Here is a 15,530-nt window from a genome sequence, read left to right on the forward strand (position 1 = left end):
GGCAGCCTACGAGGCCCCGAAACCCACGTCGGACCGGGTGGCGCTCAACCGGGTGCGGTTCACCTTGCCGGCGTCGGTCCGCTCCAGCTTCGGGACGACCTCGTAGGTCTTCGGGACCTTGTAGGCGGCCAGCCGTGCCTTGCACCAGGTGCGGAGGTCGTCGACTGCCGGTGGGTGGTTCGGGTCGGCGGGCTCGACGATCGCGTGCACCCGCCGGCCCCACTCAGGGTCGGGCACGCCGACGACCACCTGGTCGCCGACGGCCGGGTGCTCGCTCAGGGCCGTCTCCACCTCCGCGGGGTACACGTTGGCCCCGCCGGTGATGATCAGGTCCTTGCGTCGGTCCGCGATGTAGACGTAGCCGTCGGCGTCGACCCAGCCGAGATCGCCGATGGTGTAGTAGCCGTCGGCGGTCGGCTCGGGGGTCGGTGCCCCGACGTACTCGAACGTGCGCTGGCCGTCGGGCGGGCGCTGGTGGATCTCGCCGATCGTGCCGGCGGGCACCTCGTTGCCGGCCTCGTCGCGGATGCTCACCTCCATCCCGACCGGTCGCCCGGTCGAGCCACGATGGTCGGCCCACTCCTCGCCGGTCATCATGCAGAGCCCGATGTGCTCACTCGAGCCGTAGCTGAACCAGAAGACGTGGGGTGGCACCAGCTCGAGCCATCGGTCGACCACCCACTCCGGGATGCTCGCGCCGCCGTAGACCAGCCGCCGGAGGCTCGCGAAGTTCGCCGGACCGACGTCGTCGAGCTGGGCGATCCGTTGCAGCATGGTGGGCACCATCAGCGTGTAGGTGATCTGCTTCTCCTCGATCACCCGTGCGGCGAGGGCGGCGTCGAACCTCTCCATCACGAAGACCCGTTTGCCTTCGAGGATGCGGGGCGCGACGAACTGGAATCCCGGACCGTGGTAGAGGGGCGAGTTGACCAGGGTTCGCTCCTCCACACCCGCGTCGGCCGAGAGCGCAGCAGCCATGGGATTGTCGTCGACCACGCCTCGGGAGGGATGGAGGATCAGCTTCGGGGTGCCGGTCGAGCCGCCGGACGGCAGCAGGCTGACGTGGGTCGCGACGCGATCGGGGAGGGCGTGATCCGGCAACGAGGTCGTGGCCGCGAGCGCCTGGCGACCGACGACCGGGCCGGGAGCTGCGTGGACGTCCGACACGAGCACCGCAGGGCCGGCCGCGTCGACCAGCCGGTCCATCTCCCATTGGGGCAGGTCGTGGCGTAGCGGGGCCACGACCGCTCCGAGCTTCCAGGCGGCGAGAGATGCGTAGACGTGCTCGACGCACGTCGGCAGCGCCAGGGCGACGACCGAGTCCTGCGTGACACCGAGACCTTCGAGCATCCGGGCGATCTGGTTGGCCCTCGACTCGAGGACGCCCCATGCCATCCCCACCTCGGAACCGTCGCGCCGGACGATCACCAGGTCGATCTCGTCTGGTCGTGACTGGGCGAACTCGGTCGATCGCCGACCGAACGACGTCTCCGTGGGTTCCTGAAGTCTCATAGTTATCTCATCGAGAGTAACCTAGGGAACGATGGTGCACGACATACGGGACGGCCCTCCTGAGGAGTACTGGGAACGGCTGCGGTCGATGATGGGGCCCGACGGCCTGATGACCTACTGGTACCTGGGCAGGGCCTTCAACCAGCACGAGGACCCCGACACGATGCGGTTGCGCAGCGACATGCGGAACGCGACGGGAGGACTCATGGCCGCACCGCTGGCGATCGCCGCTCCGGAGACGGGTGGGTGGCGCGATCGGGACGTGATCCCCGCTCCCGTGGCGTACTCGCTGCACATCGTGGACGACGCGAGCGACGTCGCCGAGATCAGGGTCAGGCGCCACACGGTGCGCCAGGGGCGCAAGATGGGCTTCAGTCGCTCGGAGATCTTCGATGCGGCGGATCCGCAGCGCCTCATCGCCGTCACGACCGGCATCGGGATCACGCTGGGCGATGCACCGCCGGACTTCCGGCCCATCGACCTGCCGCCGGAGCTCCCCGGTGTCGACGACCTCCCGGCGCTGCACGTCGTCTTCGGCGCCTACCGGGACGCCGACGGCTGGCGCCTCCCGCCGCTCAGCGCCCGGCACGCGTCGACCTCGGCGTCGCTGCACATCGGCCCCATCCACGTCGTCTTCGAGGCGGCAGCCACGGAGCTCTGCCGCGAGCGGTCGGGCACCGACGCGCTGCAGGTCGAGGACTGGGACGTCCACTTCGTCGCACCGGGCCGGGTCGGCCCGTTCCTCGTCCGTGCCGAGGTCCATGGCGGGCGGCAGGGCCGGCTCGTGGCGCGGCTGACGCTCCTCGACGAGGGGCGCGACGAGGTGGTCGTCGCTGCGGGTGCCGCATCGTTCCGCGTGGCTAATATTTAGACGCTGACCAAATAAGGCCCTCCTCGTGAGGCGCCGGGGGAGGGGGCCATGGCAAGACTCATCGCACGACGGCTCTCGAGCCTCGTGCCGGTCCTGTTCCTCGTATCCCTGGTCGTGTACGGGCTGATGGCGCTCGTTCCGGGCGACGCCGCCGTACAGCTCGCGGGCGGGGTCGATGCCACCGAGGAGCGGATCGCCGAGGTGCGCACCGAGCTCGGACTGGACGATCCCTTCCTCGTCCAATACGGACGTTGGTTGAAGGGGGCCGTGACCTTCGACTTCGGCGAATCGCTCGTGAACGGTCAGAGCGTGTCCGGCGACATCCTCAACCGCCTCCCGGTCACTGCGAGCATCGCCTTCGGCGCCATGGTGGTCGGTCTCCTGGTGGGCGTGCCGGCCGGCATCGTCGCCGGCATGAAGGCAGGCACCAGGCTCGACCGCGGGCTCATCTTCGGGACGACCCTCGGCATCGCCGTGCCGAACTTCTGGCTGGCGATGATGCTCATCCTCGTCTTCGCGGTGAACCTCGGGTGGTTCCCCGCGATCGGGTTCACCCGCCTGACCGAGTCGCCCTGGGACTGGCTGCGCTCGCTGGTGCTGCCGTCGCTGGCGCTCGGCACCTTCGTCGCCGCATCCGTGGCCCGCCAGCTCCGGGGCGAGCTGGCCGACGTGATGCAGCGCAGCTACGTGCGCACGGCATGGGCGAAAGGGGGCTCGGCCCGGCTCGTCGTGGGCAAGCACGCCCTGAAGAACGCGGCCATACCGGCGGTCACCGTCATCGGCCTGCAGATGGGCGGTCTGATCGGGGGAACCGTGATCCTCGAGCAGATCTTCTCCATCCCCGGCCTCGGCACCTACCTCCTCCAGGCGATAACCAGCTCCGACATGCCGGTCATCATGGGGGTCACCACCATGTTCGTGCTGGTCTACATGGTGATGAGCCTGCTGGTGGACGTCGCCTACGGGCTGCTGAACCCGAAGGTGCGCGTGTCGTGATCGCCGCCGAGGAGGCGCGCGGCGTCGAGGAGTCGGCCGTCCCTGCCCCCTCTCCGGCGCGGCGGGCCATCCGCCGGTTCGTCCGCAACCCGGTGGGCATGGTCGCGTTCGGCTACCTGGTGCTGATGCTGGTGGTGGCTGTCATCGGGCCGTGGATCATGCCTCACGACCCGAACGCCCAGTCGTTCACACCGTTCGAGACGCCGTCGGGCAGCCACTGGCTGGGCACCGACGACCTGGGACGCGATCTGGCGAGCCGCCTCATCGACGGGGCGTCGGTCTCGGTGCGGGCGGGGTACCAGACCGTGGCCATGGCTCTCGTCGTCGCCGTTCCGATCGGGTTGGTGGCCGGCTACCTCGGCGGGCGCGTGGACAACGTGCTGCTCCGGGCCATGGACGCCCTCATGAGCTTTCCGGCTCTCGTCCTGGCGCTCGTGATCGCCGCGATCCTCGGGCCCGGGCTGAACAACGCCATGATCGCCATCACCGTGGTGCTCATCCCGGGGCTCGTGCGCATCGTCCGCGGGTCGACCCTCGCCGTGACCGAGGAGACGTTCGTGGAGGCGTCGCGGTCGATCGGAACCCCCACGCACGTCATCCTGCGCCGGCGCATCCTGCCGAGCGTGTTGTCCCCGCTGATCGTGGCCGCGACCCTCGTCCTCGGGATCGCGCTGATCGCCGAGGCGGCGCTGAGCTTCCTCGGGCTCGGCACCCAACCGCCCGACGCCAGCTGGGGCAACATGCTGCGGCGGGGCTACTCGTACATCTTCAGCGAGCCGTACCAGATGATGCCGCCGGGCATGGCGATCGCCCTGGCCGTGCTCTCGTTCAACATGGTCGGCGACTCGTTGCGCGACGCTCTCGGCCTCGCCGAGACGGCGCCGCCGCGGGGCAGCCGGCGCGGCCGCTTGGGCATGACCCTCGTCGCCGACCACAAGCGCAGCAAGGATGACGGCGGCCACGAGCCAGGGGCTGGCGTCGGCCCTCGGGAGCCGTTGTTGTCGGTGCGAGACCTGCGGGTGGAGCTCGCGACCCAGAGCGGTCTGCTCACCGTCGTCGACGGCATCAGCTTCGACGTCGGTCAGGGCGAGGTCGTGGGGCTCGTCGGGGAGAGCGGTTCGGGCAAGACCGTGACGTCGCTGTCGATCATGCGGCTGCTGCCGTCCCCACCGGCCCGCATCGTGGAGGGCGAGGTGTGGTTCGACGGGCGCGACCTGCTGACGTTGCCGTTCGGCGACCTCGCCGAGGCCCGTGGCGACGCGCTGTCCATGGTCTTCCAGGACCCGATGGCGAGCCTCAACCCGGCCTTCACCGTCGGCAACCAGCTCATCGAGGCCGTGCGCCTGCACCGTGATACGACCAGGGCCGAGGCCCGGCGGCGCGCGAAGGAGCTGTTGGACCTCGTCGGCATCCCCGACCCGGAGTCGCGGCTGGGGGAGTACCCGCACCGCCTTTCGGGCGGCATGCGCCAGCGGGTGCTGCTCGCCATGGCGTTGGCCAACGAGCCGAGGTTGCTGATCGCCGACGAACCGACGACGGCGCTCGACGTGACGGTCCAGGCGCAGATCCTCGACCTCACGCGTTCGCTGCAGGAGGAGTTGGGCATGGCGATGATCTTCGTGACCCACGATCTCGGGGTCATCGCCGACATCGCCGACCGCGTGATGGTGATGTACGCGGGACAGCTCGTCGAACAGGCGCCCGTGCACGACCTGTTCGCCGAACCTCGCCATCCGTACACGAAGAAGCTTCTCGCCGCGATCCCCCAGGCGACACCTCGAGGCGAGCGGCTGACGTCCGTTCCCGGCGTGGTGCCGGTTCCCGGCCGCTGGGCCGACGGCTGCCGGTTCAGCCCTCGCTGCAGCTTCGCCACCGACGAATGCCGGGAGGCGCCCGTCGAGCTCACCGCTGTGGGCCTCGACCGCGAGGTCCGCTGTGTCCGCCATGCGGAGGTGGCTGCCACCGATGGGCCCGCGAGGGTGGAACGATGAGCGCCGCCACGGAGCCGGCCGCCGCGTCCGGTCCGATCGTCGAGGCGCGAGGCCTGCGTGAGCACTTCCCCGTCGAGCGAGGCCTGCTCCAGCGGGTGCACGGTCACGTGCAGGCGGTCGACGGCGTCGATCTCGTCATCGGACCCGGCCAGAGCATCGGGCTCGTCGGCGAGTCCGGTTCCGGGAAGTCGACGCTGGGCCGGCTCATCACCCGCCTCCTCGAGCCCACCGGGGGGACGTTGCTGTTCGACGGTCGGGACATCACGCATGCGCCACTGCGACGCGTGCGCCCGCTCCGGCGTCACATGCAGATGGTCTTCCAAGACCCGTACTCGTCACTGGCCCCGTACAGCACGGTCGGCGAGAGCGTGGCGGAGCCGTTGCGGACGCATCTGCGGATGCGCGGCAAGGAGCTCGACGACAGGGTCGACGAGCTGTTACGCACGGTCCGGCTCAGCCCGTCGTACCGGTCCCGCTATCCGCACGAGTTCTCCGGAGGGCAGCTCCAGCGCATCTCGGTGGCGCGGGCACTGGCCACCAGCCCCAAGCTGATCATCCTCGACGAGCCGGTCAGCTCGCTCGACGTGTCGACACAGGCCGAGGTGATCAACCTGCTCAGCGATCTGCGTCGCGAGGTCGACGTCGCCTACCTGTTCATCGCCCACGACCTCTCGGTCGTCCGGCACGTCTCCGACCAGACCGCGGTGATGTACCTGGGCCGGATCGTCGAGCTCGGCCCGACCGAGAGCGTCCACACCGCTCCGTTGCACCCCTACACGCAGGCGTTGCTGTCGGCTGTCCCCGTGCCCGATCCGGTCGTGCAGCGGTCGCGCGAGCGGATCGTGCTCCAGGGCGACATCCCGTCGCCGATCGACCCGCCGTCGGGATGCCGGTTCCACACGCGTTGCCTGCACGTGATGGACGTCTGCCGCAGGGTCGATCCACCCCCGGCTGTCATGTCCGACGGAACGACCGTGTTCTGCCACCTCCATCCCCCGGACGCCGGTGTTCGACCGAGCGGTGGCAACGGCGACGGGCCGACGGCGGCGACCGTCGAGCCCTGACGGCGTCAGCGGGCGGAGGCGCTCCGGGGGACGTCGCGGAACGCGACGTCGCGGTCGGCGGCCCGCTCACGGGGCATGCCGAGGACCCGCTCGCTGATGACGTTGCGAGCCATCTCCGTGGTACCGCCGCCGATGGAGCTGGCCTGCCGGGTGAGGTAGCCGAGGCCGAGCTCACCCAGGGCGGCAGCGTCGTCGGGCCAGGCGACCGCATGGGGGCCGGCCAGCTCGAAGCCGATGGTGGTGGTGCGGTTGCCGACGACTCCGGCCATCAGGCGGATGATCGACGCGGCCTGGTCGGTGAACGCCCCGGTGGCGATCCCCCGGGTGATGCGCGAGACCATCTTGCCCTGGACCAGGCGCAGGGCGTGGGCCTCGCCGACGAGGTCGCGCGCGCGGGGATCGGCGAGCCGGCCGACGTCGCGGACGAGTTCGAGCAGGGTGTCGCCGGTGTCCGCGGCGGATCGCGCGGGGCCCTGGCCCGCCGGCCGGGTCACGTACGGCGAGCCGGCCAGGTTGCGCTCGTGGAACATCCACCGGACACCGACCGTCCAACCGGCGTCGACCTCGCCGATGCGGTCGCCGTCGGGGATCCGGACATCGGTCATGAACTCCTGGCAGAACTCCTTGGACCCGTTGAGCATCTCGATGCGGTGCACCTCGATGCCCGGTTGGTGGATCCTCAGCATGAAGACCGTGAGGCCCCGGTGCTTGGGCACGTCCCAGTTGGTGCGGGCCAGGCACAGGCCCCAGTCCGACCACCATGCCCCGGTCGTCCAGATCTTGGAGCCGTTGAGCACCCACTCGTCGCCGTCGCGCACGGCCGTGGTCTGGGCGCCGGCCACGTCGGAGCCGCCGCCGGGCTCGGACAGGAACTGCATCCAGATCTCCTCGCCTTTCAGGATGGCGGGGATGTGCGCCTTGCGCTGCTCCTCGTTGCCGAACTCGTGGATCACGGCGGCGCACGGCGTGAACGTCGGCAGCTGCATGCGGGCCGGGTAGTCGTAGCCGACGATCTCCTCGTTGAGCACTTGCTGGTGGGCCGGGGTCAGGCCCTGGCCGCCGTACTCGCGGGGGAAGCAGATGCCGGCGAACCCGCCGTCGTAGAGCAGGCGTTGCAGTTTGCGGGTGTGCTCGACGTCGTCGAGCTCCTCCTCGTCGGACACGTCGCCGGCGCCGACCGGGGGGCCGGCCGGCGCCGGCGGCATGTTCGCGGCGAGCCACGCCCGGGCCCGCTGCCGGAAGCTGTCGAGATCCTCCACATCGCCGGCGTCGATCGTGGTCGTGGTCACGCCGCGTCCTCCCTTTCCTCGAGGATGACGGTCAGCCGGTCGTGGTGCTCGGCCACCGTGCCGTAGAGCATCGAGCCGATCACCACCCGCCGTAGGTAGAGGTGGAGGTCGTGGTCGAAGGTGAGCCCGATCCCGCCGTGCATCTGCACGCAGTCCTGCACCAGCTCGGGCCCGTACCGGCCGACGTACGCCTTCCCGGCGCTCACCAGCTCGGCGGCGTCGGGTGCGTTCTCCTGGACGGCCGCGGCCGCGGCGTCGGCGATGGCGTGGCTCGCCTCCAGCCACATCTTCATGTCGGCGAAGCGATGCTTGAGCTCCTGGTACGAGGCCAGCGGACGCCCGAACGTGTAGCGATCGAACGCCCATTCGATCGTGATGTCGAGGGCGCGGCCCATCGCCCCGACCATCTCGGCCAGCTGGATCACGATCGCCAGCCGGAGCAGGGCATCGACGTCGCCTTGCCCCTCGCCGGGCTCGCCGACGACGGCGGTCGCCGGCACCTCGACCTCGGAGAACGTGATCTCGGCGAACCGCCGCGTCAGGTCGAGGCTGTGCAAGGGGGCGATCGTCACGCCCGGTGCATCGGCGGGGACGAGCACCTGCGTGAGGCGGTCGTCGTCGCGGGCGACCACGAGGAGGACGTCGGCTTGGGCCCCCGCCTCGACGAGGCTCTTCCGTCCGGTGAGCCGGAAGCCCGCCCCGGTCTCGGTGGCCGCGAGCCGGACGTCGCCCACGTCGTCGAGAGGCCGGGGCCCGGTCAGGCACCAGGTCGCGACGAGGTCGCCCGTGAGCAGGCCTCGTAGCTCTTGCGCCTTCTGCTCGCCGGTGCCGAACCTCGAGAGGGCGGCCGCGACCACGTTGGTCGGGAGCAACGGCCCCGGCGCCGCGTGCCGGCCGAGCTCGTTGGCCACGAGGGCGAGGTCGCGGACACCCGCACCGGAGACGCTGCCGCCACCGTCGTCGTCGGCGACCAGCAGCGACGTCCATCCCAGCTCGGCCCCTTGCCGCCAGTAGGCACGATCGAAGCCTTCAGGTGAGTGCCGCAGGTTGCGCAGCTCGGCGGGCGGGCACGTGTCGGTCAGGAACCTCCGCGCCGTGTCGACGAACAGCTCCTGGTCGGAGGTGAGCTCCAGCTCCATCGGTCGGTTCCTCTCTGGTGGCTAGTCGACCCAGGCGTGGTGGTAGTAGGGCGTCGCATCCGGGCCGTACTCCATCCCGTGGACCCGGTCGGCGACGAGGACGCCCCAGATCGAGTGGTTCCAGACGATGAGCGGGAACTCCTCGTTCCAGACCTCCTGGACCTCGGCCAGCGCCGCCTTCGTCTCGTCGATGTCGGCCGCTGCCCTCAGGTTGGCCAGCGCCTCGTCCATGGCGGGGCTCGCGAAGCCGGCCCGCTGGCGTGGGCTGTCGGTGGCCAACCCGTTGAGGGTCGACCACGGCGCCGGGTCGAGCACGGCGAAGCCGTTGTTGGCGACCTCGAAGTTGGGCTCGAGGATCACGCGCCGCGACGATTCCGCCGGGCTGACCTGCTCGACGGTCACGTCGATGCCGACCGCCTCCCACATCGCCTCGAACAGCACACCCATCTCGGTGTTCACCGGGGTGTTGGAGACGAGCAGGTCGATGGTGCCGTCCCATGTCCCGTCGGCCTCCAGCTCCTCCACCAGCTCGGTGGCACGGTCCGGGTCGTAGGGTGGGCCGTCCACGCCGGGGTCGACGGGGGAGTCGGCCGGCACGATCGCCGAGTCGGTGATGCCGACGCCGCCGAACAGCCGCTCGTTGATCGCGTCGTAGTCGACCGCGAGCTGCATCGCCTCACGCACCCGCTTGTCCTTGAACGGGGAGTCGGTCCGGCCGGTGATGCCCTGGTCGGCGAGGACGTAGCCGAGTGCGCCGACCGGTGCCTCGAACCCCAGGTCGCCGGCTTCCCCGGCCTCGGTGGCGACCACGACCTCCGACAGGAAGGCGGTGTCGAACTCGCCCTGCTGGAACGCCTCGTAGGTCGCCTGGCCGCCGACTACGTACTGGAACGTGAGGGTCTCGATGCAGACCGGCCCGCCCCAGTAGTCGTCCTTGGCGGTCAGGACGACCTCTTCGTCCTCCGCGAACCGCTCGACCTCGTAGGGCCCGACGCCGGCGCCCGCTGCATCGAGGTTGAAGGCGTCGTCGCCGCGCTCCGCGACGACGCGCGAGTTGGGCACCCAGCCCGGCTCCGTGGCGAGGACGTAGGGGAAGTTGCCCCAGGGCTCGCCGACGTCGAAGACCATCGTCAGGTCGTCGACGACCTGCATGCCCTCGATGGCGTTGGCCATGCCCGCGGCGCGGACCCGCGACGTGCCCATCTTCTCGATGTGGGCCACCACGTCGGCGGTCGTGAGCGGGTCGCCGTTGCCGAACGTGACGTCGGGGCGCAGGGTGAGCGTCCACTCGGTGAAGTCGTCGTTGGGCTCGAGCGACTCGGCGACGTTGGGCTCGAACTCCTGGGTGGTGGCGTCGTAGCGCATCAGCGTGTCGTAGAAGGCGCTCATGTAGTCGCCGCCCGCCTGACCGGTGCCCAGGACGACGTAGGGGCTCATGCCCGTGAAGGGCAACCCGGTCCCCACGGTGAGCGAGCCGCCCGCCCGCTCCGCCGTGCACTGCTCGTCCTCGCCGCCCCCGCCAACCCCGTCGCCGCCAGCCGCATCGCTGTCGTCGCCTCCACAGGCGGCAGCGAGCAGCGCCAGGATCGCCGCCCAGGCGACGAACGGCCATGTACCCCTACGTCGATCCATCAGGTTCCCCCTCGACCCGCTCGGCTCTCGCTCAAGAGTCGTTGAACTAACTATGAGAGTTACAGTAACAGATGGATCCAGAAACTTGGATGGAGTTCAAATTTGCCCCCCGCCGGCGTGCGGGGTCGGGTCGCCTCAGCAGGGACGCCCGTCGGGGTCGAGGTAGTCGTCGGCGAGGATGCGGGCTGCCCGGTAGCGCTCGAGATCGTCGTCGGACACGCCCAGGACCTCCCGATAGACGTAGTCGTTGTGCTGGCCCAGCGACGGCGAGCCGTGGTTCCACGCCTGGGGCACTCCCCGGTAGGGCAGGCCCGGGTGCCGGTGGGTGCCCACGTCGATGCTGTGCAGCGACTGCAGCCAGCCCCGCGCCCGGATCTGCGGGTCCTCGCTGAAGGCCGCGGTGCTCATGATCGGGGCCGCGGGCACGCCCTCGGCCTGGAGGGCGTGGAACGCCTCGACCGCATCCTCGCCGGCCGCCCACCCGGCGAGCAGCTCGTCGAGCTCGTCGTGGTGGGCCTGTCGCGAGGGCGCCTCGGCGAAGCGGGCGTTGTCGGCCAGCTCGGGCCGCCCGACGACCTTGGCCAGGGCCGCCCACTCCCGATCGCTGGTCACCGACACGGCCAGCCACCGCCGCGGGCCCGGTCCGTCGTCCTGGTCGTCGCCCGGCTCGTCGTCCCGGCACCGGTAGAGCCCCTGGGGTGCGTCCGCCCGGTCGCGGTTGCCGAGCCGGGCGGGTGGGACGCCCAGTTGAGCGTCGACCATGACGTCGCCCAGGTGCTGGACGACGTTCTCCAACTGCACGACCTCCACCACCTGCCCCCGTCCGGTGGCGTCGCGGTAGTGCAGGGCCGCCAGGGCGGCGAACGCGGCCGCGGGCCCCGACGCCCCGTCCATGTAGGTGGTCCACGGTGTCTGTACCAGGTCGGCGTCGGGGTGTCCGCACAGCCACAGGAGCCCGGACAGCCCGTCGAACTGGGCGCCGAAGCCGGTGTAGTGTGCCCAGTCGCCCGTGGTCCCGGTCGGTGGCATGCGCACGACGACCAGCCGGGGGTTGCGGCGTTGCAGCTCGCTGATCTGGATCCCGATCTTGGTCAGACCGTTGGCCTTGAAGTTGTCGATGAGCACGTCCGAACGCTCGACGAGCCGGTAGAGCAGCTCGCGGCCCTCGTCCTGGCGGGTGTCGATGGTGACCGACAGCTTGTTCCGGGCGAGCGAGTTGTTCATGGCGTGCCGGTTGTAGGGGCGGTCGGGTCGCTCCGGGTCCCTGGGGCCGTACAGGTCGCCCAGCGCGCCGGCGCTCGCCAGGGTGGGCCGGGCCTGGTACCCCTTGGTCGTCGGCGGGAGGACGAACGGGTTCTCGACCCTGATGACCTCGGCACCGAGGTCGGCCAGCAGCATCGTGGCGTACGGCCCCGACCAGACGGCCGTGAGGTCGACCACCCGCACCCCCGCCAGCGGCGGTGTCGTGGCGACCGACCCCACCGATGCGACTCCGGACGTCTCGTCCCGCGCCGCGCCGTCGCCGGTGTCGGTCGTGCCCACCTCGAGAGCGATCTCGTCGTCGTGCTCGCCCAGCGACGGGGCCAGTCGCCGGATGGAGAACCCGCCCTCGGCGAACCGGGTCGGCGGCCCCGGCAGGTCGACCGCCCCGGCGACCGGGTCGTCGACGTGGACCCAGAACCCGCGCTGGTGCAGGTGGTCCGCCCCCAGGACCTCCTCCGGGGTGTTGACGCCGGCCAGCGGCCAACCGCGCGCCTGGGCGGCCGTCGTGATCTCGGCCCGGGTCCGCGCGAACAGCCACGGGTAGAGGGCGGCGTCGATCGCCTCCTTGGTGTCCGGCCGCTCGAAGGCGTCGGGCCGGGCGAACGCCGCGCGCAGGTCGTCGTCGTCGAGCACGTCGAGCAGCTCCTCGAGCTGCTGCGGGGTCGACATCATGGCCACGTGCCCGTCGCCGCACGGGAACACGCCCATGGGGATCAGCGTCGACGCGGCGCTCGTGCCGGGAGCGCCGACCAGGTTCCCGTCCCAGTACTGGTAGGCGAGGAGCCAGGTGGCCTTCAGCGGTTGGGTGGCCAGCGCCTCGGACGCCGCGCAGTCCACGAAGGAGCCGACGCCCGATGCCCGCGCCGCCAGCACGGCCCCCAGGCCCCCCAGGGCGGCGATGTTGGCGACCATGCAGCTGGCGAGGTGGCCGGGGAGCTTCACCGGGTCCTGGTCGGGGTCGTCCTGGAGGAGCATGGTGCCGCTGGCTGCCTGGGCGACCAGGTCGCTCCAGCGGTAGCCGGCGTAGGGGCCGGTGGCGCCGAAGCCGGTGATGCACACGACCACCAGGCGGGGCAGGCGCTCGTGGACCTGCTCCCAGCTCAGCCCGTACGACGCGAGCGACCCCATCTCGGGCGCCTCGATCACCAGGTCGGCATGGGCCAGGAGCGCCCAGAGGCGGTCGATCGCTCCGGGCGACGACGGGTCGACGACCACGCTGCGCTTGTTGGTGCCGAAGTGGAGGAAGGCGCCGCTGCGCTTCGTCCCGTCCGGCGCCGTGGGCCCCCACGGCAGGCGGCGGAGCGGGTCGCCCTCGGGTCGCTCCACCTTCACCACGTCGGCGCCGAGGTCGGCGAACATCTTGCCGCAGTAGCCGCCGACGGCCCCCTCGGCCAGCTCGACGACGGCGATGTCGCTCAACAGTCGTTGCATGTTCCCCCCTTCGACAATCTCGAAGAGGAGACTATGAGAATGGCCGCGGGGTTGCACTAGGTTCTGACCCAGTCAAACTTTCGAGCACGAGCGTGCGCCGATCGAGGGGGAGGGACCCATGAGCGATCTGCCCGACCTGTTGCAGGTGACCGAGGTGGGTGAGGGGCGCTACGACGTCTTCCAGCCGTCGGAGTCGGCGGAGGGTCGCGACGTCGTCTACAGCGGCCAACTGCTGGCGCAGATGATCATGGCGTCCGACCAGGCGGCGGGCGGGGCGAAGGACGTTCGGTCGGTGCACGCCGTGTTCGCCCGGGCCGGCACGTATGCCCAGCCCATCGAGCTCGTGGTCGAGTCGCTGCAGGCGGGTCGCACGTGGGCCAGCGACACCGTGACGGCAGTCCAGGGGGGAAAGCTGTTGAGCCGGGCCACCGTCCTGCTGAACGTGGTCGACGACGACCTGATGCGCCACGAGCCCGAGATGCCAGCGGTCCCGACGCCCGCCGAGCTGGCGACGGGCCCCGGCCAGGTGTTCCCCGGCGCCGAGCTGCGGCCGGTGCCGGGTGACCACGAGACGGGTGGTGTGCCGGTCGAGATGGCCTGGCACCGCTTCGAGCGGCCGCTCGCCGGGTCGGCGGCCAACCAGGCCGTGCTGACCTGGGCGACGTGCGGCAGCATCATCGGCCTCGGCATGCGTCCGCACCGCGACGAGGTGCACATCGAGGACGCCCACGCCGGCATCTCCACGGGCGTGATCGCCCACACGATGCACTTCCTCGACCGCTTCGACGTCTCGCAGTGGCTGCTCGTCCGCCACGAAGCGACCAAGGCCGCCACGGGGCGGGTCTACGGGGACGGCCGCGTGTTCACCGAGGACGGGACGCTCGTGGCCACCTTCCACCAGGACTCCATGGCCCGCGCGGCAACCGCGCCGCTCGACCCGAGGCGATCCCTGTAGGCGTGGGCCCGTGCGGACCTCGATGACCCCTGACCGACCACTACATCTGGGGTAGGTGCATGCCTTACGGCGTAGTGCGCGAACGTGTGTTCGTGTCGGACTAGACTTGGGGGCATGGAAGGGCTGGCGATGGTACGTGAGGGCATCGGGTCGCTGCGGGCGCAATCCGGTGCCGATGTCACCGACGAGCAGGTCGTCGGGGCCATGGCCGAGTTCCATCGGCTCGAATCGATGTTCGCTGCCCAACGTTCCCGTTTCACCGACATCCTCGACGAGCGCAAGTTGTGGCGTGCCGACGGATCGAAGGCGTTCTGGGCCTGGCTGTCGCGCACTGCCGACATGTCGCCCACCGCTGCGAAAGCCGTCGTAGGACTCGCCAAGCGACTGCGACAGGCGCCGCTCACCAAAGAGGTCTTCGAGACCGGCGACATCGACCGCAACCGCGCTGTCGAGCTGTCACGACGTGCCGCTTCGCACCGCAAGGTCGTCGCGGATGCGTTCGGCGCAGCAGAAGCCGAGCTGGTGGCGCACGCCAAGACGCTGTCGTTCGATGGCCTGTGCCGGGTGCTGCGCTACTGGGAGGCCGTCGTGGACGACGACGGCGAGGAGGCCCAGGGCGACGACGACCACTTGTCACGCAACCTGCATGTCACCGAGATCCTGCGGGCCATGGTGCGCATCGACGGCACCCTCGACGCGATCGGCGGCGCCATCGTGGCCGGCGAGCTCGCCCGCATCGAGAAGGACCTGTTCGACGTCGACTGCGCCGACGCCAGAGCCGTCTGGGGCGACGACACCCGACCCGAGCACCTCACCCGCAGCCCGTCGCAACGTCGTGCCGACGCCTTGACCGAGATGGCGCGTCGCTCGGCGGCGCACCAACCCCGCAAGAGCCCAGACGGGTCACCGCGGCCGTTGTTCAGCGTGCACATCGGCCCCGACACCGTCGCCCGCATGTGCGAGCTGGCATCGGGAACCGTGATCGCCCCCGGGTTGCTGGTGCCCTACCTCGGAGAGGCCGACATCGAACGGATCATCCACGGGCCGCGATCACGGGTGATCGACCTGTCCAAACGAGCCAGGTTCTTCACCGGCGGCCTACGCCGCGCCATCGAGCTACGCGACCGCTGGTGCACACACCCCGGATGCACCGAGCCCGCCGAGAACGGTCACATCGACCACGTCACCCCACGCAGCCACAACGGCGAGACCACCCAGCAGAACGCACGAGCACGCTGCGACACCCACAACTGATGGGCCTGGAACCACGAACAACGCCACCAGACCAGCAACGACGACGACGAACCACCACCAGCCACCCGGTGAAGCCAGGCTCGGATCACCGCCGTCGCTGTATGCCGACCCTGGCGGCGGCGGCGGGTCGGGT

The 15,530-nt window shown here is 70.5% G+C and carries 11 protein-coding genes; 6 read left to right on the top strand and 5 right to left on the bottom strand.

Annotation, left to right across the window (positions count from 1 at the left end; genetic code table 11):
- Positions 1 to 6: 6 nt before the first annotated feature.
- Positions 7 to 1,512 (bottom strand): AMP-binding protein, encoded by a 1,506-nt coding sequence (locus tag VK611_25520; protein ID HMG44719.1) that lies wholly within the window; start codon positions 1,510 to 1,512, stop codon positions 7 to 9.
- A 31-nt stretch (positions 1,513 to 1,543) separates the two neighbouring features.
- Between VK611_25520 and VK611_25525 the strand changes: the two genes are divergently transcribed.
- The 4 genes from VK611_25525 to VK611_25540 are packed head-to-tail and all read left to right on the top strand — an operon-like array spanning position 1,544 to position 6,434.
- Positions 1,544 to 2,383, top strand: a complete 840-nt coding sequence (locus VK611_25525; protein HMG44720.1) for a hypothetical protein — start codon at positions 1,544 to 1,546, stop codon at positions 2,381 to 2,383.
- Positions 2,384 to 2,431: 48 nt separating this feature from the next.
- A complete protein-coding gene (locus tag VK611_25530) occupies positions 2,432 to 3,379 on the top strand; it encodes an ABC transporter permease (GenBank protein ID HMG44721.1) in 948 nt (315 codons plus the stop codon).
- The gene (locus VK611_25535; protein HMG44722.1) at positions 3,376 to 5,370 is read left to right on the top strand and encodes a dipeptide/oligopeptide/nickel ABC transporter permease/ATP-binding protein; all 1,995 of its coding nucleotides are present in this window, start codon (positions 3,376 to 3,378) and stop codon (positions 5,368 to 5,370) included. The genes VK611_25530 and VK611_25535 overlap by 4 nt, the downstream gene beginning before the upstream one ends.
- Positions 5,367 to 6,434, top strand: coding sequence for an ABC transporter ATP-binding protein (locus VK611_25540; GenBank protein ID HMG44723.1), 1,068 nt, complete (start codon positions 5,367 to 5,369; stop codon positions 6,432 to 6,434). The genes VK611_25535 and VK611_25540 overlap by 4 nt, the downstream gene beginning before the upstream one ends.
- A gap of 5 nt (positions 6,435 to 6,439) precedes the next feature.
- Here VK611_25540 and VK611_25545 read toward each other — a convergent pair whose 3' ends face one another.
- From VK611_25545 to VK611_25560, 4 genes are all read right to left on the bottom strand, one after another.
- Positions 6,440 to 7,723, bottom strand: coding sequence for an acyl-CoA dehydrogenase family protein (locus VK611_25545; GenBank protein ID HMG44724.1), 1,284 nt, complete (start codon positions 7,721 to 7,723; stop codon positions 6,440 to 6,442).
- Entirely contained in the window at positions 7,720 to 8,862 is a 1,143-nt protein-coding gene (locus tag VK611_25550) for an acyl-CoA dehydrogenase family protein (GenBank protein ID HMG44725.1), read from the bottom strand. Before VK611_25550 ends, VK611_25545 begins: the two co-directional genes overlap by 4 nt.
- A gap of 21 nt (positions 8,863 to 8,883) precedes the next feature.
- Complete coding sequence (locus VK611_25555) at positions 8,884 to 10,494, bottom strand: ABC transporter substrate-binding protein (GenBank protein ID HMG44726.1); 1,611 nt, start codon at positions 10,492 to 10,494, stop codon at positions 8,884 to 8,886.
- 135 nt (positions 10,495 to 10,629) lie between these two features.
- On the bottom strand, positions 10,630 to 13,188 hold the full coding sequence (locus VK611_25560) for a CoA transferase (GenBank protein HMG44727.1): 2,559 nt from the start codon (positions 13,186 to 13,188) through the stop codon (positions 10,630 to 10,632).
- Between the two features lie 118 nt (positions 13,189 to 13,306).
- On the opposite strand from VK611_25560, the gene VK611_25565 reads away from it, so the two are divergent.
- Both VK611_25565 and VK611_25570 read left to right on the top strand, forming a co-directional pair.
- Complete coding sequence (locus VK611_25565) at positions 13,307 to 14,143, top strand: acyl-CoA thioesterase domain-containing protein (protein HMG44728.1); 837 nt, start codon at positions 13,307 to 13,309, stop codon at positions 14,141 to 14,143.
- 114 nt (positions 14,144 to 14,257) lie between these two features.
- Entirely contained in the window at positions 14,258 to 15,397 is a 1,140-nt protein-coding gene (locus tag VK611_25570; protein ID HMG44729.1) for a DUF222 domain-containing protein, read from the top strand.
- Positions 15,398 to 15,530 lie beyond the last annotated feature (133 nt).

The organism is Acidimicrobiales bacterium, from assembly GCA_035316325.1.
GTDB lineage: Bacteria > Actinomycetota > Acidimicrobiia > Acidimicrobiales > VFJN01 > DASXTK01.